Below are 24,876 nucleotides of genomic sequence, written 5' to 3' on the forward strand. Positions count from 1 at the left end.
CGTGGACACGGGCAATGTGCACACACTGACGGGCGCGTACGCGCTCGACGCACTCGACGACGACGAACGCGACGCGTTCGAGGCGCACCTGGCCGGCTGCGAAACATGCGCGCTGGAGGTGCGGGAGTTCACCGCCACCGCCGGCCGCCTCGCCCTGGCCACCACGAGCCGCGCACCGCAGCACCTGAAATCACAGGTGCTGCGGCAGATCGCTGAGGTGCGCCAGGAGCCCCCCGGCTCCCTGGCCGCTTCGTCCGGCCGGACCAGGACACGGCACGGCAAGGCTCTGAGGTGGGCTCTGGCCGCCTGCGCGGCCGGTATCGCTGCCCTTGGTGGAACCACCGCATGGGAGCACCACCAGGCCGGCGAGGCCCGTCACCGGGCCGAGGCCCTGCAAGCGCAGTCCGACCAGGTCGCGGCGGTTCTCGCCGCGTCCGATGCCAAGGTGGCCTCCACGTCCCTGAAGGGCGGGGCACGTGGTTCGGTGGTCGTCTCGCAGAGCACCGGCAAGGCCGTGTTCATCGCCTCCCGGATGACGGCTCCGCCCCAGGGCAAGGTGTATCAACTGTGGTTCGCCGACGGCGGCCGCATGCGCCCGGCCGGCCTGATGGACGCCTCGCGCACGAATCAGAGCGTGCTGATGGACGGCAGCCTGGGCAGAGCCACGGGAGTCGGCATCACGCTGGAGCCGGCCGGGGGCTCACAGCAGCCGACCAGTCCGCCGCTGGCGACGATGGCCCTGCCCGCCTGAGCGTACGGCCCGGGCACACGCCAACGTGGTCGAGGCAGCTCCCTCCGCCGGGTGACGGCGCCTGCTGCTCACTCTTTCGAGAATCCACCAATCCGTCGTGCCTCGTGCTCCGGATTCCGTTCGATGGAGGCGGATGGCCTTCACGGATCTGATCACTGAGGGATTGTCATGCAGACTCGAGTCCGCCGTGTTGCTGTTGTCGTTGCCGCCGCCGCCATGTTGCCGCTGGCCCTGACGGCGTGCTCCGACAACGACTCCAAGGACAAGGCCTCCGACAGCTCGTCGGCGGCCGCCTCGAAGGGCTCCGACATGGCCAGCCCCTCGGACGACATGACGGACTCCGACCAGCCCTTCGGTCCGGCTTGCGCGTCGGTGCCGAAGGACGGTGCCGGTTCGTTCGACGGGATGGCCAAGGACCCGGTCGCGACCGCCGCCTCCAACAACCCCGCCCTGTCCACGCTCGTCACCGCGGTGAAGAAGGCCGGCCTCGTCGACACGCTGAACAACGCCAAGAACATCACGGTGTTCGCGCCGACCAACGACGCCTTCGCGAAGATCCCGAAGGCGGACCTGGACAAGGTCCTCAACGACAAGGCCCAGCTGACCAAGATCCTGACCTACCACGTCGTCGGGCAGAAGCTGGCGCCCAAGGACCTGGAGAACGGCTCCTTCGACACGCTGGAGAAGTCAAAGGTGATGACCTCTGGCTCGGGCGAGTCCTACAAGGTCAACGACAGCGCGAACGTGGTCTGCGGCAACGTGAAGACCGCCAACGCCAACGTGTACATCATCGACTCCGTCCTCATGCCCAAGAGCTGACGGAACGTGAGCCGGGCAGACTCCCGGCGGTTGTGACCGGGGGCGGGAGGGCCGGCGATTCGGAAGCGCAGTCGCCGGCCGCCTCACCTGGGCACCACATCCCTGGCGCCGGTTGAACCTGCGCCACCAGGGTTGCGTGATACGGCGGCGGGCCTGTGACGGGCCCGCCGCCGCTACCAATGAGCCGTGGCTACTTCCACATGCCCATGTGGCCGTCGTGGTTCATCGAGCCGTGTCGGCCCTCCCGGCTCTCGTCCCAGCCGTGGCGGCCCCAGTCGCCCGAACCGTTGGCGCAGCCGTTGCCGAAGGCCGGATTGAGCAGGCCGATGACGTCGACGGTGTTGCCGCAGGCGTTGACCGGGACGTGGACCGGCACCTGGAGGACGTTGCCTGACAGCACGCCCGGCGAACCCACAGCAGCCCCCTCGGCTCCGGCATCCGCGGACGCCGCGCCCGCACCGGCCAGGACCGAACCGGCGATGGCCACCGCGATCGCCGCACTCTTCAGCACACGAGACATGAAACGCTCCATACTTCCGAACGGTCCCCTCCCGTTGGGGCGGGGACGAGAAGTGGTTGGCTTCTCACCGGCAATCCGGAGCGTCCTGGGAGCAGGGATTGGCCGCACGGCTGGAGTTCACCCGTCCGGACCATGCGCTACCCGCTGACGCCCGTTCAAGTCGGTCACCCACCGGGGCCTCGGTCCTCGACGAGCCGCGGACCGAACCCGGGTCCTGATCGCGATACACCGGTGTCTCGCCGCGGTGTCGCAGGGACCGATGCGGCCGGCATCACCGCGAACTGCCACCTTCTTCCAGCGGTGTCGGCCTGTTGCACCCGCCGGCGACCTCTCGACGCTACGCGCGAGGATGCAGAGCGGCGCACGCAGGCCGGCCTCCGGGATCATCGGACAGCCGGAATCGCGGGGTTCGAGTCGGTGGTCGTACAAGTGGCGGATGGGCAGCTGGGCGGCGAATTGCCGGCGGGAATAGAAAGGTGCAGCGATTTCATCCGGAACGGATACTGTTCCGGATTGGTCTATTGCGCCAACTCCCCTCGAATGGCTCAGTGGTCTTCTTCCCTCACTTCCAGAGGAACGTTTCACCGTTGGGCGAGTGAACGAATTGCACATGTTCGATGCGGCATCTCTGCGCACCACAGGACCAGTTGAGCGGCCGGACGCCGGCCCTCATCCCTCTTTCGGCGCAACGCGCATACGCATTTTGCATAACTTCTAGAGGTCAATTTTTCGCGCACACAAGTCTCCTACCTGCGGTTCCCGCAGTTCGCGGAGAGGGGCTCGCGAATTGCGGTGCGCGGGATGGTCGCTTGCGAGGCGAATCCCGTGGTTCTCTCCATCAAGGCATTTCTCATGTCGCGCAGTAGCGCCGGATTTTGCTTGGCCGTCAGGCTCCCAGCGCGCCGTTGGTGACGGGCGGGCCCGCACTGCGTCCACACCTCCCAGGCCGCATCGCTTCTTCGGGCGGGCGTCCTGTCACGGAAGGAACCTCCGCTCATGTCCCGTACCAAGAGGCCGTCCAGGCGTGTGGTCGACCAGGCACTGGTTGTTCTGGGCGCCGGCGCACTGGCGGCGGGCCTGGCCGGGTTGGCGCTCGCGCCGACCCCCAGCGCCGCCTCCAGTCACCGTGAGGCGCCCCTGATCGCGGGCGACCCGCGTGCCGACAACACCGACGTCTACGCCTTCACCAGCCCCGACCGCACTGACACGGTCACCCTGGTCGCGAACTGGATTCCCTTCGAAGAGCCCAACGGCGGACCCAACTTCTACGCCTTCGCCGACGACGCCCGCTACCACATCAAGATCGACAACACCGGTGACGGGCGCCCGGACCTGACCTACACCTGGAAGTTCCGCAACCGGGTGCGCGACGCGGGCGGACAGTTCCTGTACAACACCGGGCAGGTCACCTCACTGACCGACCCCGACCTGAACTTCCGGCAGACCTACGACCTCACCGTCTCTGACAGCCGTCACCACACCCGCACCCTGCTGCACGACGCGCCGGTGGCCCCTTCCCGCACCGGCAGCGCCTCCATGCCCCACTACGGTGCCCTGCGCGCGCAGGCCCTGCGCCCGGTCGGCGGCCAGGCAAAAGCGTTCGCCGGGCAGGCCGACGACCCGTTCTTCGCCGACCTGCGCGTCTTCGACCTCCTGTACGGAGGAAATCTGAGCGAGCGCGGCCAGGACACGCTGGCCGGGTACAACGTGAACACCGTCGCGCTGCAGATCCCCAAGAAGGCCCTCGCGCTGCGCGGGAACAGTTCCCGCAACCCGGTCGTGGGCGTGTGGTCGACCACCGAGCGCCGCGGTGCCCAGGTGTCCGACAGCCGATCCGGCCGCCACGACGGGTGGCGCCAGGTCTCCCGCCTGGGCAACCCGCTGGTCAACGAGGTCGTCGTGCCGCTCAAGTACAAGGACGCCTTCAACACCCTCTCCCCCGACCAGGACCGCACGGTCAAGCCCGTCGTCGACAAGGTCCTCGACCCGGTCCTGCCCAAGCTGATCCAGAAGGTCTACGGGGTACCGGCCCCCGCCACTCCGCGCAACGACCTCGCCGAGATCTTCCTGACCGGAATCTGCAAGGCGTGCGGCCCAATCAAGGCCGACCTCAACGCCCACCGCCTCAACAAGGACGCAGACCAGCGAAGGATCGTCCCCGCCGAGGAACTACGCCTGAACATGGCCGTCGCCCCCACCGCCAAGCCCAGCCGGCTCGGAGTGCTCGCCGGCGACCTGGGCGGCTTCCCCAACGGCCGCCGCCTGAGCGACGACGTCATCGACATCTCGCTCCAAGCCGTCGAGGGCGCGGCGCAGAGCGGCAAGCTCGTGCCCGCACTCGCCGACGGCGACCAGGTGAACGCCAACGACACCGCCTTCGGCTCGTCGTTCCCCTACCTGGCGCTGCCCAGCACCAAGAGTGTCCACAAGCCGGCCGCGGGGAGTCCCGGCGCCCCGCAGTCGTCGCTGAAGACGACACAGACGTCGACCGTCACCGCGGCGGGAGCACTCCTGCTCGGCGTCGGCAGCTACCGGATGCGCCGCAAGCGCACCACTGCCTGATCCCTCCCACCGCGCACCGCCCTCGGCGGGCCAGACGATGATGCCTGGCCCGCCGGGGCCCAAATCCTTGTTCCGGAGGTCTTCGTGACCAGCGACCGTCCCCGTCGACTGCCTCTGCGGCGCAGACGTGTGCGGAGCGCGGCCGTCTGCATTGGCCTGGGCGCCGCCCTGTTCACCGCCGGGGCTCTGGGCTTCTCACCGCTGGGCTCCGCCACCCCCGAGATCGCGACTTCCTCCAGTACCGTGCACGGCGGATCACTGGCTGCGCTCCAGCAGCGCGTGCGTCAACTCCCCACAGATCCCGATGCCTGGTCGGCTCTGGGGATGGCGTACGTGCAGCAGGCCCGGCAGAACGCCGACCCGGCGACCTATGCCAGAGCCGAGGCGGCACTACGACGGTCGCTGAAGGAGCAACCGGCCGGCAACGACCACGCGGAGACAGCCACGGCGGCCCTCGCCGCAGGCCGGCACGATTTCGCCCGGGCACTGACCTGGTCGCTCCAAGCCACTACGACGAATCCCTTCAGCGCGTCGGCATACGGCGTCCTGGCCGACGCCTACACCCAACTCGGCCGGTACGAGGAGGCATTCGACGCGGTCCAACGCATGACCGACCTCCGGCCTGACAGCACGTCCCTGGCCCGAGCCTCCTACACGTGGGAACTGCGCGGCGACACTGGACGGGCTCGCACGCTGATGAGTCGCTCTCTCAAGGCGGCTGCTTCCCCGGCCGAGCGCTCGTTCGCCTTCACGCACCTCTCCCTCCTCGCCTCGGACGCCGGCGACGCCCGGGCCGCGCTGCACGAGGCGCAGGCAGGGCTCAAGCGGGCCCCGCACGACAGTGGCCTGTTGGAAGCACGCGCCCGCGCCTACACCATGCTCGGCGATAACACGCGGGCCGTAAGGGATTACACCGAGGCCATCGCCATCGCACCGTTGCCCCACTATCTGCTGGCACTCGGCGAACTCCAACAGGCCCTGGGCCACCCGGATGCAGCGCAGAACCAGTACCGCGTCCTGCGTGCCCAGGATGCGGTACGCAAAGAGACCGGGGGACAGGCCGACACGGATGCGATCCTCTTCGAGGCCGACCACGGCGATCCCCGGGCCGCCGTCGCCATGGGCCGCCAGACCATCGCCGCACGACCGTTCATCGCGGTGCATGACGCCTATGCCTGGGCGCTGCACCGAGCGGGCCGAGACCAGGAAGCCCTCGGCGAGGCCGACCGCGCACTGGCGTTGGGCACACGAAGCGCGCTCTTCCTTTTCCACCGCGCGATGATCCATCAGTCGCTCGGCCGAACGACAGAGGCACGCGGCGAGCTCCGACGAGCTCTCGCGATCGACGTGCACTTCCATCCCCTGCACGCCCCTGAGGCCCGCGCCGTGCTCAACAGAATCGACGGAGCCCGATGAACTCGACCGCCCCACGCACCGTTGCCGCCGTGCTGGCAGCTGTCACATGCCTCAGTGCCGCCGTCACCGCGACTCCCGCGACGGCACACCCCCTGGGAAACTTCACCGTCAATCACCACACCGGACTCGTCCTGCACCCAGAACGCGTCGACGCCCGCATCGTCGTGGACCGTGCGGAGATCTCCACCGCACAAGAACTCCAGGACATCGACACCGACCGCGACGGACGCATCAGCGGCCGCGAGAGTACGCACTACGCGCGCGCGGCGTGCAGCGTCCTGGAGCGACAACTCATCACCACTGTCGACAAAGCTCGTCTCCAATGGCATGTCTCATCCAGTCATTTCAGCCGCCCTCCGGGCGAGGCAGGGCTTCCGACCAGCCGACTCGAGTGCGATATGACCGCACCCGTGGACCTGCGCTCCCCGGCCTCCATCGGCCTGCGTACGACGTACGACACCCGGCGCGTCGGATGGCAGGAGATCACGGCACGCGCCGACGGGCTGGCCCTGGCCTCCTCCGATGTGCCGGCCCGGTCGTCGACCGACGAGCTACGGCACTACCCCGGGGATCCCCTGGCGTCGCCCGTGAACCGACGCAGCGCCGACCTGCGCACCGAGCCAGGCAGCACGAAAGCCCTGGCCTCGGTACGCGACGTCCTGCCCTCCGCAGGCCCGATCGCGACGGCGCTGTCCACCGTGCAGAACACCTTCGACTCCCTGCTGGGGGCCCGCGAACTGACCGTTCCCGTCGGACTGCTGGCGCTGTTGCTCTCGCTCGTCCTGGGCGCCTCCCACGCCGCCATGCCCGGACATGGCAAGACTCTGATGGCGGCTTACCTGGCCGGCAAGCGCGGCACTCCGCGGGACGCCCTGACCGTCGGTGCCACCGTGACCTTCACCCACACCGCGGGCGTCCTCGCGCTGGGACTGGCCCTCCCTCTCGCCACGAACCTCGCCGGCGAAGCAGTGCTCACCTGGCTCGGTGTCATCAGCGGCCTCCTGATCACAGGCATTGGCCTGTGGCTCCTGCGCTCCGCACTCCTCAGCCGCGATGCGCGCCCTCACCACGGCCACCACCATCATCACGATGACCACCATCACGGCGACGCCGGTGGTTCGGCGCACGAGCACCACACCTTGCGTCTGCCTGCTCCTCACCGCGACCACGCTCGACCGACCGAATTCGCGTCCAGTCACATCGCGCTGCTCACCAAGGAGGACCGCCACCTTCACCACCATGCGCGCCACGCGCCGCGGGCGAAGCGCAGCGGTCTCATCGGTATGGGCATCGCAGGCGGCCTCGTCCCGAGTCCCTCAGCTCTCGTCGTGCTGCTCGGCGCCATCGCACTGGGCCGAACCGCCTTCGGCATCACCCTCGTCGTCGGCTACGGCATCGGCATGGCCGGAACGCTCACACTCGCCGGACTCCTCCTGGTACGCCTACGAGTCCGCATCGAAGCCGGTCTGCGCGCAACAAACGTCGTCCGGTGGAAGCGTCTGCGGCGCTTGGCTCGCTACGGCCCTGTCGGCACTGCCGCTCTCGTATCGACCGTGGGCCTCGGCCTCGTCGTGCGAGCCGCCATCGGCCCGTGGTGAACTGACGGACAAGTGTCACTGAGCGTTTTCGGAGTGGCCACTGATTGGGTGACGGGGCGGTGTGCGGGAGAGGTGCGCAACGGACAGGGGTCCCGTGTCGCACTCGTGTACCTGCGCCGCCACGACCCCCTCGCCCAGAGCGCCGCTGCCTTCGGAATCCGTGGGCACCGCCCACGCCTGCGTCACCCCAGTCGCCGGCCTGCTCGCCGACCAGGCGCCGGGCCTGCTCAAGACGCTGCGCGCACACGATCCGGACTTCGTCGTCCTGGACGGCGTCCTTGCCTGCTGGGCACCGGCATTGGCTGCTATCTGCTCTGGTGCCTGGACTCGGTGCGGTGGCTGCCGAACGGCGCCATTCCCCTTCAGGCGGCCCTGTGCATGGGAGCGTTCGCCCTCGCGGCATGGTGCACCCAGACCCGCCGGCCCCTGTGGCCGCGAGCGGCCGCCGCCCTGGCCCTGGTCCTGCTGATGCCGCTCGACTCCCTCGCCTCCACGCAGCTGGCCCACCACAGGCAGAGCACCGAACTCGCGCGTGCGGGCGTGCCGTTGCTGGCACCCAATGTGCCCGACGGCTACCACCTGGAGGGCGTCGGCACCAGCGGAACGGTGCCCTGCAGCCGGCCCACCTTCTACTACCGGATCGCCCCGGACGACGCAGGCCAGCACGCCGACTCCATGGAGGAGCTCCACCGGGTCATCCAGGTCGTGGTCGGTCCTCGCCTGCCGAACTTCATGCCGCCCTCGCACCGCGCGGCGCTCACCAGCGTCTCTCCGGTGCCCGCACCGGCCTGCACCCCCGTCGCCCCCGGGGTGTGGCGGTGGTCGAGGTATGACTTCCTCTGGTACTTCACCCGGGTCGGTGATGCGGTCGCCGTGGTCGAGGCGCGCACCCCACCGGTCAGCAGCGCACTGCTGCGCAGCATCGCCTCCCGCATGCGCGTGCGTCCGCCTGCGTACTTCTCCGAGCAGTGAATCGCCTATCCCGCCATGGCCGCAGCCCTGCAGAGGAACCGTTGGCTTTACTCGCTCCGGCCACCGCCCTGCACCGCCGATCACGCCGCCGACCGGCTGGTCTGCCGGGTGGTGCCCCGATAGGCCGGAAGGCGAGACGGGGGGAAACCCGCTTGGCGATTCGTGCTGTCAGTGCGGGCCGACAGACTGTGCGCCGCGAAGTTGCTGGCCACGCCCGTCTACGCACACACGGAAGTCACTGTGGAGCCACGGAGTACAGACAGAAGCATGAGATGAACTCGTGCTCCAAGGAGGGAACTCATGACCGGAATTCAGTGGCTGCTGGAGGAAGAAGGCGGCTGGTGGGACGCTGTGGTGTGGGCACGAGGCATCACCGCACCGGAGCTGGCGGCGCGGCTCGGCGGCGTGCCGCACTCCATACCCGCGCCCCTCACCGACAGGGAAGCGCTGGCCATCGTGTGGGACGAACAGCACGCGGCGGCGGTCGGAGTGGCAGAAGTCCGGGTCACGGCGGACGCTGTCGACCAGTCGGACCTCTGCCAGCGCCTTTGCCACGCGAGCCAGACAATCCGGGAACTGCGTGTCCGGCACCACCCGCGCGATGTCGATGTCACTGAAAGCATCCGCCGTACCCGATGCCGGCGAGCCGACCAGCTCCGTACGTGAGCCCGGGCAGCACTTCTTCAGCGCGATGCACACCCCGGCGGTCAAGGCGGAACGATCAGACTCTCCCATCATGGCGCACGCCGTAGTCCGCCCCCCCGCCACGCCAATCGTCCACAGCAGTCCCTGCTGAAACCGGTGGCCCCGAACCGGTGATCGTTTCCGGTCACAGCACTGACCTGCCTGAGCCGGCTCTCAGTAGTCGTCGGACGAGCCGGGGTCCGTTGCGGGGAGGGCGGTGTCCGGGCCCGCGGTGGTTGGTGCGGGGGTGCGCGCGCGTACTTTCTGCAGGTGGAGATGGCGGCTGAGGCGGATGACGAGTTCCTCGCTGCTCATGTGCAGCACCAAGGGGCGGTTCTGGTGTCCAGGCTTGCTCGTGGCGCCGTTGTTCCGCTGCTGCATCCCTGCCGCAGGCTCCCTTAGTCCATCTGTTTGCCACAGTAGGCCGGAACTGGCTGTATACCAGTTTCGGCGCACTCCAACGGCAAGGAGGCGGTTCAGTCGTCAGGACGGTCCACCGTCATAGGGGCCGGGTGCCGGACGGTGCGGCCCCTTGAGCGTCGCGGCGGAGGTGTCGACGAGACTGCCAGACCCCGTTCCGGATCCGGCAAATCGGCCCGCCCCTGATCCGGAATCCGAGATCGACCAAACCGGATGTGCGGCCGCTACGGATTACCTGCATCAGAGCCCAATCGCGGCGCGTCGGCATCACGGCCGATGTGCCACTTCGAAGGGGATGTTCGCAGTGACTGCACAGCGCACGGCCCGGCTCACCGCACTTCTCGCCCTGCCCGCCGCCATCACGCTCGGCGCGGCCACGCCCTCCCTCGCCCACAGCGGGAGTCAGGCAGGCAACGAGAAGGCAGGCTCGGCCTACCAGATCGACCTCACCGAGCTGAACAACTCCGGCGCCCACGGCACCGCGATGCTCAGCGTCGACGGCACTCAGCTGACGGTCAAGATCGAGGCCCACGGCCTCGTACCCGGCCAGCCCCACGCACAGCACATCCACGGAGACACCACGGGCAAGGACTTCCACTGCCCGGATGCCAGCGCCGACAAGAACGGTGACGGCATCATCACCACCGCGGAGGGAATCCCGTCCTACGGCAACATCCACATCTCCCTGACCACCAAGGGCGACACGTCGATGAAGAGCGGCCTGGCCGTGGACCGGATGCCCGTCGCGGACAAGGACGGAAACCTCTCCTACACCCGCACGATCACCGTTCCACAGGCCACCGCCGACCACGTCAAGGACCTGCACATCGTCCAGCACGGCATCGACCCCAACCACAACGGCTCCTACGACTTCGGCAAGGGCAAGAGCGAACTCGACCCCAAGCTCCCGCAGGAGGCCACCGCGCCCACCGACTGCGGCATGGTCAAGGGAGCCGCCGTCGGCTCGATGCCGTCCGGTGGAGTCGAGACCGGCTCCGGCAGCACGAACGGAGTCGAATCACCGGTGATGCTCGCCTCCGGCGGAGCAGCGCTGCTGGCCGCGGGACTCCTCTACGCGGGTCGGCGCAAGCTGCGCCCGACCGAAACCAGTGAGGACGACTGACACCCGCTGTCACAACCGGAACCGGCCGCCAGGAGGGAAGCAGATGAACGGCAACACCCAGCACAGGCGAACCGCGTTCATCGTCGGGCTGTCCGTCCTGGTCGTGATAGGCGGGCTGTTGCTGGGGGCCGGTATCGCCCGGCAACAGCCCGCGCCGCCCGCGGCGGTCACCAAACCCGGCCCAGCGGTCGGCGCACAGCAGACACCTGGCGCCGCGGCGACAGGCCGAGCCTCCACCCCACGGGATGAGAGTCCGTCACCGTCAGCCCTGCCGTCGTCCCCGCCCGTGCGCGTCACCATCCCAGCGTTGCGGGTCTCCTCTCCTCTGGAGAAGCTCGGCCTGAACCGCCAGCACGCCATGACCACACCCCGGGACCCGGCGAAAGCCGGCTGGTACGCACCCGGCCCGACACCCGGAGCAAAGGGGCCGTCCGTCATCGCGGGCCATGTGACCTGGAACGGAACACCCGCGGTCTTCTTCAAGCTTTCCGAACTCGACGTCGGCGACCAGGTAAAGGTGGCACGCCGCGACGGACGTACCGCCGTGTTCACGGTGGAGCGGGTGGCGGTGTACGCCAAGGATGACTTCCCCACTGTCGAGGTGTACCGCAACATCGACGGCGCGGGCCTGCGGCTGATCACCTGCGGGGGTACCTACTCGAAGAAGGATCACCACTACGCCGACAACGTCGTGGTGTACGCGTCCCTGTCCAGCAGCTACCGATGACGTGAACGGTCCCCCGTGTGCCCGCCAAGGGCTGCCACACGTGGCCTCGGCGCACAGGAATGAAGCTACCGTTGGCGCCTGTGAAACGAGACGTCATCCGTCCGACCCGCTGAGCTGTCTCCTGACCTTCGCCCCGCACTGCTGGCCCGCCGCCGCCGATCGGAGCAAAGCCGACCGGAGCAGAGCGGAGTGTTCCGCCGGAGCACGCCGCGGTCTGCCCGGACAGAGTCACCCACAGGCACTTGTTGAGTGGCCGGCTTCCCAGCTCATCGGGTGTTCGGCGCCCCGGTTCCCGGCGGGGCCACTGACAGGTTCAGGGCCGCCTCGATTCTCCCCGCCAGAGAGGCGGCCACGACCTCGCACTCGCGGCTTCTCGCACGGAAGACTTCCGCGCTGCCGGCCCTCCCGTCGTGCCCCGTCCTGCGGTACCGATCCTCAGACAGCCGGTCGAGGGCGAGGAGAGCCGCCTGCATCCGACGCGTTGCCGCCTGGACATCTGTGTCTGTCGTGAACACCATGGCTGCCGTCGAGGTTGCGGCGAACTCCTGCCAGCATCCATTCTTCCGGCGGTGGATCTCGGTTCTCTCCTCCTCGTCGACATCGTTGCGGAGGCTGTTGAAGAGCTCCCAAGAGGCGGACTGCCACATCGATGCTCGTGTCAGGAGCCGCATGTAAGCGTCGCGCTTGGTATCCAGCACCCACCGCATCTGGGTTGCCTCAAGTTGGTCCTGTGTCTGTTGGCGTTGCGACTTTGCGGTCACCGATCCGGCCCACACCGCACCGGCGGCCCCGAGGACCGCTCCAAGGAGGCCCACGGCTCCAGTCAGCAGTTCAGATGACATGCCTGCATCCTCGTCCCGCAACCAGGCCTTGACCATGGGGTGACGGTCGGCTCGCGAGTGAGGGCCGGCGATAGATTCTCCGAATGGCTACGCATCTCAGTCACGGCGCTTCCGGAGCCCTGCGGCGCTTCGCTGGATGGCTCGCCCGGGGATCGGTGGGGCACCCGATGCTGGAAGGGATCGACTACTGGGCGGAGTTGCGCGAGTCTCCCTCCCAGATGGAGATCTGCGTCGCGATCTTCGCGAACGTTCTCGAACTCGGTGAGCGGGGAGAGCCGGTCAACGAGAAGTACGCCGAGCGTCGGGCCGCTGCCTGGCTCTACCGGTACTGCACTGGAGCGATGCCCCCGGGAGAACCGGACTTCGAGCCATGGGAATGCCGGCTGCATTGACGCGTCGTCCCCGGCTGCCTTGTGGCCGTCGCCACCAGAGAACTCGTGGAGCCTCTCGACCCGGTACTTGGGGTGCAGACCGTTCTGAGTGCGGCGAGTGGACACGTTGCAGGCGAGTGTCGGTGACGGGGGAGCCCGGCCGCCTTGTGGGCCGAGGAGGCACGGCAGTGGTCGGGTGGGCGGATCTCAGGGGCGGCGCCAGGTGCCGGTCGTGAGGTGGGAGCCGGCTTGGGGGCCCATGCGCGGCATTTCGCCGCCGGCCACGAACGAGGCGCCGGTGACGTACGAGGCGCCGGTGACGTACGAGGCGTCGGCGCCGGCCGCACAGGAACGGGCCGACGAGGTCGACGTCGAGCACGCGGGTGACGTCCTCGTGCTTCAGGTCGAGGAAGGGCCGCACCTCGGCGTGGCGTGAGGTGTCCTCAGGTGTCGTGAGGATTCAGGGCGCGTGGTTCCCGCCGGCCACGCCTCCACAGGGCTGGGCCCGAGGGAGGCGTGCCGCCGGGGCAGGCCTCTCTCGCGGCGAGCAACCAGCAGCGAGCAGCCAGCATGCCGGGCGCGGGCCCCGGGAGACGCGCCGTCCCCCGAACCCCGCCCCCGCACCCGCACCCCTACGCCCCGCCGCCCCCGAACCTCGGGTTTCAGGCCCCCCGGAACGCGATCACCGTCGTCGCCACCAGGCACGGCGACGGCGGCACCACCGCGACGCGCAGGGTGCCGCGCGCGGCGTCGTAGTCGATGCCCTCCGCCTCGAAGGAGCCCGAGCAGATGCTGCGCTGCGGGATGGCGAACGCGGTCGTGACGTGGCCCGTGACCGGCTTCCCGTCCAACGGGCGGTCGAGGGCGACCTCCAGGACCTCCTTGGCGGCGTCGTCGGACGAGCACAGCAGATGCGTGGCGTCGGTGAAGTCGCAGCCCTGGATGGACTCGACGCCCCGGTCCAGCGTGATCTGCCCGGCCTGCGGGAGGTTGGCGCCCGGGGCGGGCGCGGCGGCGTTCAGCACCGGGGTGGGGAACACCTGCAAGCGGTTCATCGCGCCCCACTCGCCGGAGACCAGCCACTGCCCGTCAGGCGACACCGAGGCGAACGAGTTGTTCAGCAACTCGCCCTGATCGAGGGTGTGTTCGTACGTCGTGCGCTTCCCGTCCGGGCCCGTCGCCGCGAACATCTTCTTCGTGGTGGTGTCCCCGCCCTGGTACGCGTCGAAGGTGTAGCCGCCCGCCACGTCCGGGTCCCCGACGTGCGACCAGCCGGCTATGCGCAGGGCCAGCGGCACCGACGCGAGCCCCCGGGTCACCAGGGAGCCGTCGGCGCGGCTCGCCAGACCCTGGCCGCCGGTCAGCGAGTTCACCGTCGTCGTGCCGGTCTCGATCCAGGCGGGCGCCGCCGTCGCCGACGCGGTGCCCGCGCCGAGGACGAGCGCACCCGTCAGTGCGGTCGTGGTGAGCAGCTGGCGTCTCGTGCGCCGGTTCATGGGGCCTCCGCCGGTCGAAGATCGGGTCGGGGACCAGGCTGCCCTACGATCGCGCCATGAGGCTGACGATTCTCGGCGGTGGCGGATTCCGGGTGCCCCTGGTGTACGGAGCGCTCCTCGCCGACCACGCGCCAGGCCGGGTCACCGAGGTCACGCTGCACGATGTCGACACGGACCGGCTCAAAGCGATCACCGGAGTACTGGCGGAACAAGCCACCGGCGTGCCCGACGCGCCCGCCGTGCGCGCGACGGCCGACCTCGACGAGGCGCTGCGCGGCGCCGACTTCGTCTTCTCCGCGATCCGCGTCGGCGGTCTCGCGGGCCGCGCCGCGGACGAACGGGTCGCCCTGGCCGAGGGCGTGCTGGGCCAGGAGACGGTCGGCGCGGGCGGCATCGCGTACGGGCTGCGGACCGTGCCCGTCGCCGTGCACATCGCGCACCGCGTCAAGGCGGTGGCGCCCGACGCCTGGGTCATCAACTTCACCAACCCGGCGGGCCTGGTCACCGAGGCCATGTCCCGGCACCTGGGCGACCGCGTCATCGGCATCTGCGACTCGCCCGTCGGCCTCGGCCGCCGCGTCGCCCGGGTGCTCGGCGCGGACCCGGCCGACGCGTGGATCGACTACGTCGGCCTCAACCACCTCGGCTGGCTGCGCGGCCTGCGGGTCGGCGGCCGGGACGAACTGCCCCGGCTGCTCGGCGACGAGGAACTGCTCGGCTCCTTCGAGGAGGGCCGTCTCTTCGGCACGGACTGGCTGCGCTCGCTCGGCGCGATCCCCAACGAGTACCTGCACTACTACTACTTCAACCGCGAGACCGTCCGCGCCTACCGCGAGGCCGAGCGCACCCGCGGCGCCTTCCTCGCCGCGCAGCAGTCCGCCTTCTACGCGGATCCCTCCTACGGGGCCTGGGACCGCACCCGCGCCGAGCGCGAGGCCACGTACATGGCCGACAACCGCGAGGCCTCCGGCGCCGGTGACCGGGACGCCGCCGATCTGGAGGAGTCCGGCGGCTACGAGAAGGTGGCGCTCGCCCTGATGCGGGCCATCGCCCGCGACGAACGCGCCACGCTCATCCTCAACGTCCGCAACCGCCGCACCCTCGCCGCCCTGGACGAGGACGCCGTCATCGAGGTGCCCTGCCTGGTGGACGCGAACGGCGCGCATCCCGTCGCCGTCGACCCGCTGCCCCTGCACGCCACCGGGCTGGTCACCGCGGTCAAGGCCGTGGAGCGCGAGGTGCTCGCCGCGGCCGAGTCGGGCTCGCGGGCCACCGCCGTGAAGGCGTTCGCGCTGCACCCGCTCGTGGACTCCGTGGCGGTCGCCGGCCGTCTGGTCGAGGGCTACACCAGCGCGCACCCCGGGCTCGCCGACCTCTTCCGTGGAGGCTGGCGTAAGGACGTGTAAAGGCTTGTAAAGACGGTAGTGGGAAAGGGCGGCCCGAAGGCCGCCCTTTCGCGTTCGTGACGTCGTGTCCTCACTCCCCGTGGCGGAAGCAACTCCTCCGCCAGTGTGATGCGTTCTACAGAGAGAATCTGAGAAATTCCTCAGGACGGTGACGCCGGAGAGTCACCATGCGCTTGACTTGGTGGGCCCCCCAACTAGGAGTACTCATGCGACCGTTCGCACTGAACTACGCTCGCCCCACGCGAGAGGCTGAGGTCAGCGCGGTGTACACATACGACTCCGCACTGCAATTGAACGTGCTGCCCGACGGCGGAGTGGCCGCGCGCGACTACGCAGTGTTGCGAGAATGCGCGGCCACCACGTCGACCGCGGGCTCCAAAACCCATTTCGACGACTGAGCGGCCGCGCGAAATGACGGTGCTGATCCTGACGAGTGATCAGGATGTGACGGCCGACATGGCGGTCGTCGAATTGAACGCCCGGGGAATCCCCGTCCTGCGGCTCGACCCGGCCGGACTGCCCGGCGGGGTCGACGTGTCGGGGGAGTACGCGCACGGTGTCTTCGAGGGCCACCTCTCCGTGGGCGGGCGGATGGTCAGCATGGGCGGGCTGCGCTCCATCTGGGTGCGCAGACCCGGCGTGCCGGCCGCGCACGCCGACGCCGCGTCGGCCTGGCTCACCGAGGAGGCCTCGCAGGCCCTGTACGGCATGCTGCGCTGCACCGGTGCGCGGTGGATGAACCATCCCGACGCGGCCCGTCAGGCCCGCCACAAGCCCTGGCAGCTGTGGCTGGCCCGGGAGTGCGGCCTGCCCGTGCCGGCCACGCTCATCACCACCTTCCCCCGGGTCGCGCGCGCCTTCGCCGAGCGCTATCCCGACCTCGTCGTCAAGCCGGTGTCCGGCGCGCACCCCGGCGACGGGACGCTCGCCGTGCCGACGACCCGGGTGCGGCCCGACGAGGACTACCGCGACGTCGCGCACGGCCCCACGCTGCTCCAGCGCCGGGTGCGCAAGGTCGCCGACATCCGCCTGACCTGCGTCGGCGAGCGGCTCTTCGCGGCCCGCGCGGCGAGCGGCGCGCCCGGCACGGGCGGCGCCCCGGACGCGGTCGACGCGGCCGGTGCGGGCGGCCCGGGTGGCGTGGGCGGTGTGGGCGGTGTGGTCGACGTCCGTTTCGATCCCGACGCGGGCCCCTGGCGTCCGGTCGGCGTGCCACGCCGCGTCGCCGACGCCGTCCTTGCCTACCTGTCCAGGTCCGGCCTGGCGTACGGCGCCTTCGACTTCGCCGAGGACAGCGACGGGATCTGGTGGTTCCTGGAGTGCAACCAGTCCGGTCAGTTCGGCTTCGTGGAGATCGAGACCGGGCAGCCCATCGGCCGCGCCGTGGCGGAGTGGCTCGCGGGAGAGCCCCTCGGCGCGACGGCCGCGCCGCACGTGACCGGCCTCGTAGGCGCGCCAGGAGCGGGTCCGGCTGGGGCGGCCGGGGCGACGGAATCCGCGGGGGAGTTACCGGACCCGGCCGGCCCGCCGCACGCGGCCGACGCCGAGACGGCTGCCGGTCCCTCCAGGGCGGCCGGCACCGAGACGGCCGCGGGCCCGTCGCTTACGAGCGATGCCGAGACGGCCGTGGGGCCGTCGCCCACGGCCGATGTCGAGACGGCCGCCGGTCCCTCTAGGACGGCCGGCGCCGAGATGGCCGCGGGCTCGTCGCTCACGAGCGGCGCCGACACGGCCGCGGGCCCGTCGCCCGTGACCGATGTTGAGGCCGCCGACGGAGGTACGGGAGAGGGCGAGCCGATGTGCCCTTGATCTTCGGGCGGGGGCCGGTGAGACAGTACGCGGGTGGGGTGCCCGGAGTGGAGTACGGGCACCCGGCGCACCGCGGCGGACGGGCGCGGCACCGCGCCTCGCCCCGCCCCGCTCGATCCCGGCCGAAGGAGCCCGCATGACCGACGCAGCCCCCGAGTGCACCACCCGCCAGGGCGCCGTGCGCGGCAGCACGGAGCACGGCGTCGCCGCGTTCCTCGGAGTGCCGTACGCCGCCGCGCCGTTCGGGCCGCGCCGGTTCGCCGCGCCCGCCCCCGCCGAACCCTGGACCGGTGTGCGGGATGCCACCGGGTACGGGCCGACCGCGCCCAAGGCCCCGTACGCGCCGCCCTTCGACGCTCTCATCCCGGACACCTCCATGCCGGGCGAGGAGTGCCTGAACCTCAACATCTGGACCCCGGAGCCGGGCCCGGGCGCGGGCCTGCCGGTGATGGTGTGGCTGCACGGCGGCGCCTTCTCGAACGGCTCCGCGAACTCCTCCGGCTACCGCGGCCACACCTTCGCCCGTGACGGCGTGGTCTTCGTCGGTGTCAACTACCGCCTGGGCACGGACGGGTTCCTGCATCTGCCGGGCGCTCCGGACAACCGCGGCCTGCTCGACCAGATCGCCGCTCTGACCTGGGTGCGCGACAACATCGAGGCGTTCGGCGGCGACCCGGACCGGGTCACCGTGTTCGGCGAGTCGGCGGGTGGCGTGGCGATCGGGCAGCTGCTGGCGGAGCCGGGCGCCCGGGGCCTGTTCCGGCGGGCGGTGCTGCAGAGCGGCGCGTGCCATCACTTCGTCCGGCCGGACACGGCGCGCCGCATCGGCGAACGGTTCGCGCGGCAGCTGGGCGTGGCGCACACGGCCGAGGCCTTCGCGGCCGTCCCGCTGCCCGAACTCATCGAGGGGCAAGCGCAGTTGCGGGCCGATTTCGCGCGCAGGCCCGACCCGGCGGAGTGGGGCGAGGCGGCGCTCAACGGCATGGTCTTCGAACCGGTCGCCGAGGAGCTGCGGCTGCCCGGCCCGGAACTCGGCGTCGACCTGCTGGCCGGCTCCAACCAGGAGGAGAACCGGCTCTACATGGTGCCGGCCGGGCGCTTCGACACCATCTCGGAGCGGCGGCTCCAGCGCGGCGCCGAGGCCTTCGGCGCCGACCTCGACGGTTACCGGGCGGCCCGCCCCGGCGCGAGCCCCGGGGAGCTGCTGGACGCGCTCGTCACCGACTGGTTCTGGCGCATTCCGGCCGTCCGGCTGGCCGAGTCGGTGCCGGGCACGTACCTCTACGAGTTCGCCTGGCGCTCCCCGCAGTTCGACGGCGGCCTCGGGGCCTGCCACGCCCTGGAACTCGGCTTCGTCTTCGACCTGCTCGACGACCCCGACTACGTCCCGATGGCGGGCGAGCGGGCGCCGCGCGACCTGGCGCGGACCGTGCACGCCGCGTGGGTGGCGTTCGCGGAGACCGGCGACCCGGGCTGGCCCGCGTACGACCCGGCGGGCGACCGCACGACGATGGTGTTCGACGCGGACGCCTGCCGCCCGGAGCCCGACCCGCGCGCGACGGAACGCAAACTCTGGGAGGGCGTGCGCTGACCGAGCGCACGGGGAGCCGGGTCCCAGGACCACTGGGCGCGGCCTCCCGTGCCACGCCCGGGGCGCGGGGGTGCGGCCTCCCGCATGACACGCCCGAGCCGCGGGGCCACTGGGCCGCACCCCCGGCCCGGCGGCTCCCCGCATGACACGCCCGAGCCGCGGGGCCACTGGGCCGCACCCCCGGCCCGGCGGCTCCCCGCATGACATGCCCGAGCCGCGGGGCTACTGGGCCGCACCCCCGGCCCGGCGGCTCCCCGCATGACATGCCCGAGCCGCGGGGTTACTGGGCCGCACCCCCGGCCCGGCGGCTCCCCGCATGACATGCCCGAGCCGCAGGCCCGCCGGGACACCCCCGGCATAGCCGCACCCCCCCGCACCACACGCCCCGGCACCCCCACCCCCTGCCCCCACGTCGCACCCCCGCCGCGCACATTTTGCGCACCTGTCACTTCCCTCCCCTTTCCCTCACCCCCTGTCGTTGTGAAAACTCCCCGTTGCCCCTCATCGCGGACGGACCATCCCCGAGGCAACAGGAGATCCCCCCACCCATGACCGAATTCAATCGGCGCCGCTTCCTCCAGATCGCCGGCGGCACCGCCGCCTTCACGGCGCTGTCCGGCTCCATCGACCGCGCCGCGGCGATCCCCGCGGCCCGCCGCAGCGGCACCGTCAAGGACATCGAGCACATCGTCGTGCTCATGCAGGAGAACCGTTCCTTCGACCACTACTTCGGGTCGATGAAGGGCGTCCGCGGCTTCGGCGACCCCCGCCCGGTGACGCTGCCCAGCGGCAAGCCGGTCTGGCACCAGTCGAGCCTGGGCAAGGAGACGCTGCCGTACCACCCGGACGCCGACGACCTCGGCATGCAGTTCATTGCCGGGCTCGACCACGACTGGGCGGGCGGCCACAGCGCCTTCAACGGCGGTAAGTACGACAACTGGATCGCCGCCAAGGGCACCGGCACCATGGCCCACCTCACCCGGCAGGACATCCCCTTCCACTACGCGCTCGCCGACAAGTTCACGGTCTGCGACGACTACCACTGCTCGTTCATCGGCGCGACCGATCCGAACCGGTACTACATGCTCACCGGGCACGTCGGGAACGACGGCACCGGCGGCGGCCCCGTCCTCGGCAACGAGGAGGCGGGGTACGGCTGGACCACGTACGCCGAACGCCTGGAGAAGGCGGGTGTCTCCTGGAAGGTGTACCAGGACATCGGCGACGGGCTCGACGCGGCCGGCGGCTGGGGCTGGATCGACGACGCCTACCGCGGCAACTACGGCGACAACTCGCTGCTCTACTTCAACAACTACCGCAACGCCAAGCCCGGCGACGCCCTCTACGAGAAGGCCCGCACCGGCACGAACGCCAAGGCGGGCGACGGGTACTTCGACCTCCTCAAGGCCGACGTGAAGGCCGGGAAGCTGCCGAAGGTCTCCTGGATCGCGGCGCCCGAGGCGTTCTCCGAGCACCCGAACTGGCCCGCGAACTACGGTGCCTGGTACATCGCGCAGGTGCTCGACGCCCTCACCTCGAACCCGGAAGTGTGGAGCAGGACGGCCCTGTTCATCACGTACGACGAGAACGACGGCTACTTCGACCACGTCGTGCCGCCCTACCCGCCCGCCTCCGCCAACCAGGGCCTGTCGACGGTCGACACCAAGCTCGACTACTACCCGGGCGGCAGCCGCGCCGCAGGCCCCTACGGGCTCGGCCAGCGGGTACCCATGCTCGTGGTCTCGCCCTGGTCGACCGGCGGATACGTGTGCTCGGAGACCTTCGACCACACCTCGATCATCCGCTTCATGGAGAACCGGTTCGGCGTGCGGGAGACCAACATCTCCCCGTGGCGCCGGGCCATCTGCGGCGACCTGACCTCCGCCTTCGACTTCTCCCTCACGGTCACCGACCCGGCACGGCTGCCGGACACCGCCGGGTACGAGCCGCCGGACCGCGACCGGCACAGCAGCTACGTGCCCAAGCCGCCCGCACAGGGCGCGCTGCCCAAGCAGGAGAGGGGCTCCCGGCCCAGCCGCCCGCTCGCGTACGCGCCCTACGTCGACGGGGCGCAGGACCTCGCGACCGGCAAGTACAAGCTGACGTTCAGCGGCGGCGACAAGAAGGGCGCGGCCTTCCAGGTGCGCTCCCAGAGCCGCTCCGACGGCCCGTGGACCTACACGGCCGGGCCCGCCGCGTCGCTCTCCGACAGCTGGAACTCGGTGTACTCCGGCGGCAAGTACGACCTGACAGTCCACGGCCCGAACGGCTTCCTGCGCGCCTTCAAGGGCAACAACAAGGTCGCGGAGCCGGAGGTGACCGCCCGCCACGACGGGACCACCGGGAACCTGAAGCTGACCCTGAAGAACCCGACCACGGCCGACGTGCACCTCACCGTCACCAACGCCTACGGCGGCCAGGGGCAGACGTACACGGTCCGCGCCGGAGCCACCTCCCAGCAGACCGTCGACCTGCGCGCCACGAAGCGCTGGTACGACCTGAAGATCGTCGTCGAGGGCAACGCCGGCTATCTGCGGCGCCTGGCCGGACACGTCGAGAACGGGCAGGCCGGGGTGAGCGACCCGGCCCTCGCCACCGCCTGACCCGGGCGTCCCTCCCGCCCCCGCCACCCCGGGGGCGGGAGGGGCGTACGTCACACCCGTCGGCCCGGACCGGTTCCCGGAACGGCGCGATAGTGTGCCCCGGTGACGACGCAATCGAACACCCCTGCTGGTTGGTACCCGGACCCCCAGGGCGCTGCCCAGACGCTGCGGTGGTGGGACGGTGCCCAGTGGACCGACCACACGCACGCGCAGGGAGCGGCCCCGGCGCCGCAGGCCCAGGCGCCCGCCGCGCAGGTGCCCCAGCAGGCCCCGCAGCCCCAGCAGCAGCCGTACGGCGCGCAGGCGCAGCAGCCTTTCGGCGGGCAGCCGCAGCAGGCACAGCAGCCGTACGGCGCGCAGGCGCAGCAGCACGCCGACGCGGGCCGCGTCCAGCGCCAGGTGCAGCAGCAGGCCGGGGTCGCGGGGGCCGGACAGGGCGGCGGCACGCTCTTCACCGAGCCGGTCCTGGTCGTGAACCAGAAGGCCAAGCTGATCGAGCTGACCAATGAGTACAGCGTCATGGACCAGAACGGCACCCTGCTGGGCTCGGTCACCGAGATCGGCCAGAGCAGCCTGAAGAAGGCGCTGCGGTTCGTCTCCAGCGTCGACCAGTTCATGACGCACAAGCTGGAGATCCGCGACGCGTACGGGCAGCCGCAGCTGGTCCTCACCCGCCCTGCGAAGATCATGAAGTCGCGGGTCGTCGTCGAGCGCCCCGACGGCTCCCCGGTCGGTGAGATCGTCCAGCAGAACATGATCGGCAAGATCAACTTCGCGATGAACGTCAACGGCCAACAGGTCGGCGCGATCAAGGCGGAGAACTGGCGGGCCTGGAACTTCGCGATCGTCGACCACGCGGACCAGGAGGTCGCCCGCGTCACGAAGACGTGGGAGGGCCTCGCCAAGACGATGTTCACGACCGCGGACAACTACGTCCTGCAGATCCACTTCCAGCTGCCCGAGCCGCTGCTCAGCCTCGTCGTGGCGACGGCCCTGACGGTGGACACCGCCCTGAAGCAGGACTCCCGCGGCTTCGGCTGAGCCGGTCCGCCGTCACGGCCGGCCCGTGGCTCACGGGCGCGGCGCGGTGCACGGACGAGACGCGCCCACGCCGCCGGCCGCGTCAGGACGCGCGCAGCCGTAGCGGTTCGGGCTCCGGCTGCGCCGGGATCGCCGGCAGCGTCACCACGGTGGCCCCGGGATCACCGGCCGGTGCCGGGGTACGGGTCAGCAGGACGACCCCGCGCGCGGCCAGCACCGCTCCGGCGGCGGCGAGGGCCCACCCGGCCGCGCCGCCCTGGAGCCGCTCGCCGAGCAGGGACAGGCCGATGACGGCCGCGGCCACCGGGTTCGCCAGGGTCACCATCGCCAGCGGTGCGCCGAGCCCGCCGCGGTAGGCGGTCTGGGCCAGCAGGAGGCCGCCCGCGGCGAACGCCGCGACCAGCAGCGCCACCACGATGACCTGCGGGGCGAGCAGCGGACCCGAGCGGTCCGTCGCCGCGACGGTGACCGTCTGGGTGAGCGCGGAGGCGACGCCCGAGGCGAGCCCGGAGGCGGTCGCGTGCCGCAGCCCCGGCTTCGCGCCGCGCCGGGACAGCGCGCCGATGAGCGCCGCCGTGGCGCCCGCCACCGCGAGCGCCTCGGGCAGCGAGAGCGTGTCGTCGGGGGCGGGCCCCGACGCCGTGACGAGCAGCGCGCCCAGACCCGCGAGGGTCAGGGCGGTGCCGCGCCACTCGACGGCCGTGACGTGCCGTCCGGCGATCCTGGCGCCGAGCGGCACGGCGGCGACGAGCGTGAGCGCGCCGAGCGGCTGCACCAGGGTGAGCGGCCCGTACTTGAGCGCGGCGACGTGCAGCAGCGCGGCCCCGGCGTTCAGGACGACCGACCACCACCAGGAGCCGGTGCCGAGCAGCCGGAACAAGCCCGGGCCGGCGTCCGCGGTGCGGGCCGCGAGCCGTTCCTGGGCCACCGCCGCCGCGGCGTAGGCGACCGCGGAGACGAGCGAGAGCGCGACGGCGAACAGCGTGGCGCTCATCGCGGGGCCCCGGCGGAGACGAGGTGTGGAGCGGTCGCCGCCGACGTCGAGCCCGGTGTCGGGGAGACGTGCAGCGGGATCCGGATCGGCATCCGGGCCAGGACGTCCGAGGCGGAGAGCGAGTCCGGCGGCGTACGGAAGGCGGCGGCGGGCCGCCAGGGCGCGGGCTCCAGCGTGCCGTGCGCCCGCACGGCGGCCGGTGCGCCGGTGGCCGCCGGGGCGGGCAGCAGGTGGCGGCGGAGCGCGGCGGGACCGCCGACGGTCCGCGGCATCCGGATCACCGCGAGGGCGAGTCCGAGCAGCGCCGCGGCGACGAGGGTGTCGAGCCAGTAGTGGTTCGCGGTGCCGACGATCACCAGCAGCGTGCACAGCGGGTGCAGCAGCCAGAGCCAGCGCAGGCGCGAGGTCGTGGCGACGATCAGGGCGATCGCCACCATCAGGGCCCAGCCGAAGTGGAGCGAGGGCATGGCCGCGAACTGGTTGGCCATCGTGTCGGTCGCGGGCTTCGCCGCGTAGACCGAGGGGCCGAAGACCTGCGCGGTGTCGACGAGGTGGGCGGCGGCCAGCATCCGGGGCGGCGCCAGCGGGAAGCCGAGGTGCAGCACCAGCGCGGCGGCGGTCAGCACGGCGAGCACCCGCCGCGTCCACACGTAGTGGCGCGGGCGGCGCAGGTACAGGAAGAGGAGCAGGGCGAGGGTGGCCGGGAAGTGCACGGTCGCGTAGTACGTGTTCGCGACGTGCACCAGGGTGTCGCTGTGCAGCAGGACGCCCTGGACCGCGCCCTCGCCGGGCAGGTGCGCGGCCCGCTCGGCGCGCCACACGTCACCGGCGTTGCGGAACGCCTCCGCGGTGTGGCCGTTGGCGAGCTGCCGGCCGAACTTGTAGACGAGGAAGAGTCCTACGACGAGGAGGAGCTCGCGGACCAGGGGCGGTCGGGCAGATCGGCTGTCCGGCTCCGGTTCGGCAGGCTCGGTAAGGGAATCCATCCCCCGGCCCCTTTTTCTTGACGACTGGGTGGTGCGTGCGGTGCTGGGTGCGCTGGTGACGCGTCGGTGTCGACGGTGAGACGCGCTGGGTGCCGCATCCATCGATACGCCAGTGTACCGATACGGTGGCGTACCGGTACACTGG

Annotated in this window: 21 protein-coding genes and 3 pseudogenes; 17 read left to right on the top strand and 7 right to left on the bottom strand. The window is 70.9% G+C overall.

Translation table 11 applies throughout. From position 1 onward, the window contains the following. The first annotated feature begins 1 nt into the window (after position 1). Positions 2-751 (top strand): anti-sigma factor domain-containing protein, encoded by a 750-nt coding sequence (locus ACIBW6_RS00440; RefSeq protein WP_399056343.1) that lies wholly within the window; start codon positions 2-4, stop codon positions 749-751. 168 nt (positions 752-919) lie between these two features. Further along, on the top strand, positions 920-1,570 hold the full coding sequence (locus ACIBW6_RS00445; protein ID WP_399054947.1) for a fasciclin domain-containing protein: 651 nt from the start codon (positions 920-922) through the stop codon (positions 1,568-1,570). A gap of 190 nt (positions 1,571-1,760) precedes the next feature. Here ACIBW6_RS00445 and ACIBW6_RS00450 read toward each other — a convergent pair whose 3' ends face one another. Beyond that, complete coding sequence (locus tag ACIBW6_RS00450; RefSeq protein WP_399054949.1) at positions 1,761-2,090, bottom strand: chaplin; 330 nt, start codon at positions 2,088-2,090, stop codon at positions 1,761-1,763. A gap of 996 nt (positions 2,091-3,086) precedes the next feature. On the opposite strand from ACIBW6_RS00450, the gene ACIBW6_RS00455 reads away from it, so the two are divergent. The 6 genes and pseudogenes from ACIBW6_RS00455 to ACIBW6_RS00480 all read left to right on the top strand — a co-directional run bounded on the left by ACIBW6_RS00455 (position 3,087) and on the right by ACIBW6_RS00480 (position 9,304). Continuing rightward, positions 3,087-4,652, top strand: coding sequence for a DUF4331 domain-containing protein (locus tag ACIBW6_RS00455; RefSeq protein WP_399054951.1), 1,566 nt, complete (start codon positions 3,087-3,089; stop codon positions 4,650-4,652). A gap of 324 nt (positions 4,653-4,976) precedes the next feature. Then, positions 4,977-6,068, top strand: a complete 1,092-nt coding sequence (locus ACIBW6_RS00460) for a tetratricopeptide repeat protein (RefSeq protein ID WP_399054953.1) — start codon at positions 4,977-4,979, stop codon at positions 6,066-6,068. Further along, complete coding sequence (locus tag ACIBW6_RS00465; protein WP_399054955.1) at positions 6,065-7,666, top strand: nickel/cobalt transporter; 1,602 nt, start codon at positions 6,065-6,067, stop codon at positions 7,664-7,666. Before ACIBW6_RS00460 ends, ACIBW6_RS00465 begins: the two co-directional genes overlap by 4 nt. 84 nt (positions 7,667-7,750) lie before the next feature. Then, a pseudogene (locus tag ACIBW6_RS00470) lies at positions 7,751-7,949 on the top strand (IS5/IS1182 family transposase); the annotation flags it as partial. Between the two features lie 95 nt (positions 7,950-8,044). Further along, a complete protein-coding gene (locus ACIBW6_RS00475) occupies positions 8,045-8,638 on the top strand; it encodes a hypothetical protein (RefSeq protein WP_399054957.1) in 594 nt (197 codons plus the stop codon). Between the two features lie 300 nt (positions 8,639-8,938). Then, the gene (locus ACIBW6_RS00480) at positions 8,939-9,304 is read left to right on the top strand and encodes a hypothetical protein (protein ID WP_399054959.1); all 366 of its coding nucleotides are present in this window, start codon (positions 8,939-8,941) and stop codon (positions 9,302-9,304) included. A gap of 192 nt (positions 9,305-9,496) precedes the next feature. Here the strand turns inward: ACIBW6_RS00480 and ACIBW6_RS00485 are convergent, their stop codons facing one another. Next, complete coding sequence (locus ACIBW6_RS00485) at positions 9,497-9,703, bottom strand: hypothetical protein (RefSeq protein WP_399054961.1); 207 nt, start codon at positions 9,701-9,703, stop codon at positions 9,497-9,499. 343 nt (positions 9,704-10,046) lie between these two features. Here ACIBW6_RS00485 and ACIBW6_RS00490 point away from each other — a divergent pair, with 343 nt between their 5' ends. Beyond that, positions 10,047-10,865, top strand: a complete 819-nt coding sequence (locus tag ACIBW6_RS00490) for a hypothetical protein (RefSeq protein WP_399054963.1) — start codon at positions 10,047-10,049, stop codon at positions 10,863-10,865. Positions 10,866-10,908: 43 nt separating this feature from the next. Beyond that, a complete protein-coding gene (locus ACIBW6_RS00495) occupies positions 10,909-11,592 on the top strand; it encodes a class F sortase (RefSeq protein WP_399054965.1) in 684 nt (227 codons plus the stop codon). A gap of 266 nt (positions 11,593-11,858) precedes the next feature. Here the strand turns inward: ACIBW6_RS00495 and ACIBW6_RS00500 are convergent, their stop codons facing one another. Then, positions 11,859-12,470 (bottom strand): hypothetical protein, encoded by a 612-nt coding sequence (locus tag ACIBW6_RS00500; RefSeq protein ID WP_399054967.1) that lies wholly within the window; start codon positions 12,468-12,470, stop codon positions 11,859-11,861. A gap of 47 nt (positions 12,471-12,517) precedes the next feature. Between ACIBW6_RS00500 and ACIBW6_RS00505 the strand changes: the two genes are divergently transcribed. Then, positions 12,518-12,826, top strand: coding sequence for a hypothetical protein (locus ACIBW6_RS00505; protein ID WP_399054969.1), 309 nt, complete (start codon positions 12,518-12,520; stop codon positions 12,824-12,826). A 186-nt stretch (positions 12,827-13,012) separates the two neighbouring features. Here ACIBW6_RS00505 and ACIBW6_RS00510 read toward each other — a convergent pair. After that, a pseudogene (locus ACIBW6_RS00510) lies at positions 13,013-13,117 on the bottom strand (SDR family oxidoreductase); the annotation flags it as partial. Between the two features lie 350 nt (positions 13,118-13,467). Continuing rightward, entirely contained in the window at positions 13,468-14,301 is an 834-nt protein-coding gene (locus ACIBW6_RS00515) for a hypothetical protein (protein WP_399054972.1), read from the bottom strand. 56 nt (positions 14,302-14,357) lie between these two features. Between ACIBW6_RS00515 and ACIBW6_RS00520 the strand changes: the two genes are divergently transcribed. From ACIBW6_RS00520 to ACIBW6_RS00545, 6 genes and pseudogenes are all read left to right on the top strand, one after another. Next, positions 14,358-15,707 (top strand): 6-phospho-beta-glucosidase, encoded by a 1,350-nt coding sequence (locus tag ACIBW6_RS00520; RefSeq protein ID WP_399054975.1) that lies wholly within the window; start codon positions 14,358-14,360, stop codon positions 15,705-15,707. Positions 15,708-15,913: 206 nt separating this feature from the next. Continuing rightward, positions 15,914-16,105 (top strand): putative ATP-grasp-modified RiPP, encoded by a 192-nt coding sequence (gene tgmA, locus ACIBW6_RS00525; protein WP_356489766.1) that lies wholly within the window; start codon positions 15,914-15,916, stop codon positions 16,103-16,105. A gap of 13 nt (positions 16,106-16,118) precedes the next feature. Beyond that, positions 16,119-17,150 (top strand): annotated as a pseudogene (locus ACIBW6_RS00530) (hypothetical protein); the annotation flags it as partial. A gap of 502 nt (positions 17,151-17,652) precedes the next feature. Continuing rightward, complete coding sequence (locus tag ACIBW6_RS00535; protein WP_399054978.1) at positions 17,653-19,107, top strand: carboxylesterase/lipase family protein; 1,455 nt, start codon at positions 17,653-17,655, stop codon at positions 19,105-19,107. Between the two features lie 548 nt (positions 19,108-19,655). After that, positions 19,656-21,710: a phosphocholine-specific phospholipase C gene (locus ACIBW6_RS00540; RefSeq protein ID WP_399054980.1), complete on the top strand. Its 2,055-nt coding sequence runs from the start codon at positions 19,656-19,658 to the stop codon at positions 21,708-21,710. Between the two features lie 102 nt (positions 21,711-21,812). Next, positions 21,813-22,751, top strand: coding sequence for a phospholipid scramblase-related protein (locus ACIBW6_RS00545; protein WP_399054982.1), 939 nt, complete (start codon positions 21,813-21,815; stop codon positions 22,749-22,751). A gap of 82 nt (positions 22,752-22,833) precedes the next feature. Here ACIBW6_RS00545 and ACIBW6_RS00550 read toward each other — a convergent pair whose 3' ends face one another. Further along, positions 22,834-23,745, bottom strand: coding sequence for a DMT family transporter (locus ACIBW6_RS00550; RefSeq protein ID WP_399054984.1), 912 nt, complete (start codon positions 23,743-23,745; stop codon positions 22,834-22,836). Then, on the bottom strand, positions 23,742-24,731 hold the full coding sequence (locus ACIBW6_RS00555; protein WP_399054986.1) for a phosphatase PAP2 family protein: 990 nt from the start codon (positions 24,729-24,731) through the stop codon (positions 23,742-23,744). The genes ACIBW6_RS00550 and ACIBW6_RS00555 overlap by 4 nt, the downstream gene beginning before the upstream one ends. Positions 24,732-24,876: the final 145 nt, after the last annotated feature.

This window comes from Streptomyces sp. NPDC049813, assembly GCF_044465085.1.
GTDB lineage: Bacteria > Actinomycetota > Actinomycetes > Streptomycetales > Streptomycetaceae > Streptomyces.

Excerpts from the sequence above, each read along its gene's own strand:
- ACIBW6_RS00445 (WP_399054947.1), top strand. The coding sequence starts at position 920 with ATGCAGACTCGAGTCCGCCGTGTTGCTGTTGTCGTTGCCGCCGCCGCC.
- ACIBW6_RS00450 (WP_399054949.1), bottom strand. The coding sequence starts at position 2,090 with ATGTCTCGTGTGCTGAAGAGTGCGGCGATCGCGGTGGCCATCGCCGGT.
- ACIBW6_RS00455 (WP_399054951.1), top strand. The coding sequence starts at position 3,087 with ATGTCCCGTACCAAGAGGCCGTCCAGGCGTGTGGTCGACCAGGCACTG.
- ACIBW6_RS00460 (WP_399054953.1), top strand. The coding sequence starts at position 4,977 with ATGGCGTACGTGCAGCAGGCCCGGCAGAACGCCGACCCGGCGACCTAT.
- ACIBW6_RS00465 (WP_399054955.1), top strand. The coding sequence starts at position 6,065 with ATGAACTCGACCGCCCCACGCACCGTTGCCGCCGTGCTGGCAGCTGTC.
- ACIBW6_RS00475 (WP_399054957.1), top strand. The coding sequence starts at position 8,045 with ATGGGAGCGTTCGCCCTCGCGGCATGGTGCACCCAGACCCGCCGGCCC.
- ACIBW6_RS00480 (WP_399054959.1), top strand. The coding sequence starts at position 8,939 with ATGACCGGAATTCAGTGGCTGCTGGAGGAAGAAGGCGGCTGGTGGGAC.
- ACIBW6_RS00485 (WP_399054961.1), bottom strand. The coding sequence starts at position 9,703 with ATGCAGCAGCGGAACAACGGCGCCACGAGCAAGCCTGGACACCAGAAC.
- ACIBW6_RS00495 (WP_399054965.1), top strand. The coding sequence starts at position 10,909 with ATGAACGGCAACACCCAGCACAGGCGAACCGCGTTCATCGTCGGGCTG.
- ACIBW6_RS00500 (WP_399054967.1), bottom strand. The coding sequence starts at position 12,470 with ATGGTCAAGGCCTGGTTGCGGGACGAGGATGCAGGCATGTCATCTGAA.
- ACIBW6_RS00505 (WP_399054969.1), top strand. The coding sequence starts at position 12,518 with ATGGCTACGCATCTCAGTCACGGCGCTTCCGGAGCCCTGCGGCGCTTC.
- ACIBW6_RS00515 (WP_399054972.1), bottom strand. The coding sequence starts at position 14,301 with ATGAACCGGCGCACGAGACGCCAGCTGCTCACCACGACCGCACTGACG.
- ACIBW6_RS00520 (WP_399054975.1), top strand. The coding sequence starts at position 14,358 with ATGAGGCTGACGATTCTCGGCGGTGGCGGATTCCGGGTGCCCCTGGTG.
- tgmA (WP_356489766.1), top strand. The coding sequence starts at position 15,914 with ATGCGACCGTTCGCACTGAACTACGCTCGCCCCACGCGAGAGGCTGAG.
- ACIBW6_RS00535 (WP_399054978.1), top strand. The coding sequence starts at position 17,653 with ATGACCGACGCAGCCCCCGAGTGCACCACCCGCCAGGGCGCCGTGCGC.
- ACIBW6_RS00540 (WP_399054980.1), top strand. The coding sequence starts at position 19,656 with ATGACCGAATTCAATCGGCGCCGCTTCCTCCAGATCGCCGGCGGCACC.
- ACIBW6_RS00550 (WP_399054984.1), bottom strand. The coding sequence starts at position 23,745 with ATGAGCGCCACGCTGTTCGCCGTCGCGCTCTCGCTCGTCTCCGCGGTC.
- ACIBW6_RS00555 (WP_399054986.1), bottom strand. The coding sequence starts at position 24,731 with ATGGATTCCCTTACCGAGCCTGCCGAACCGGAGCCGGACAGCCGATCT.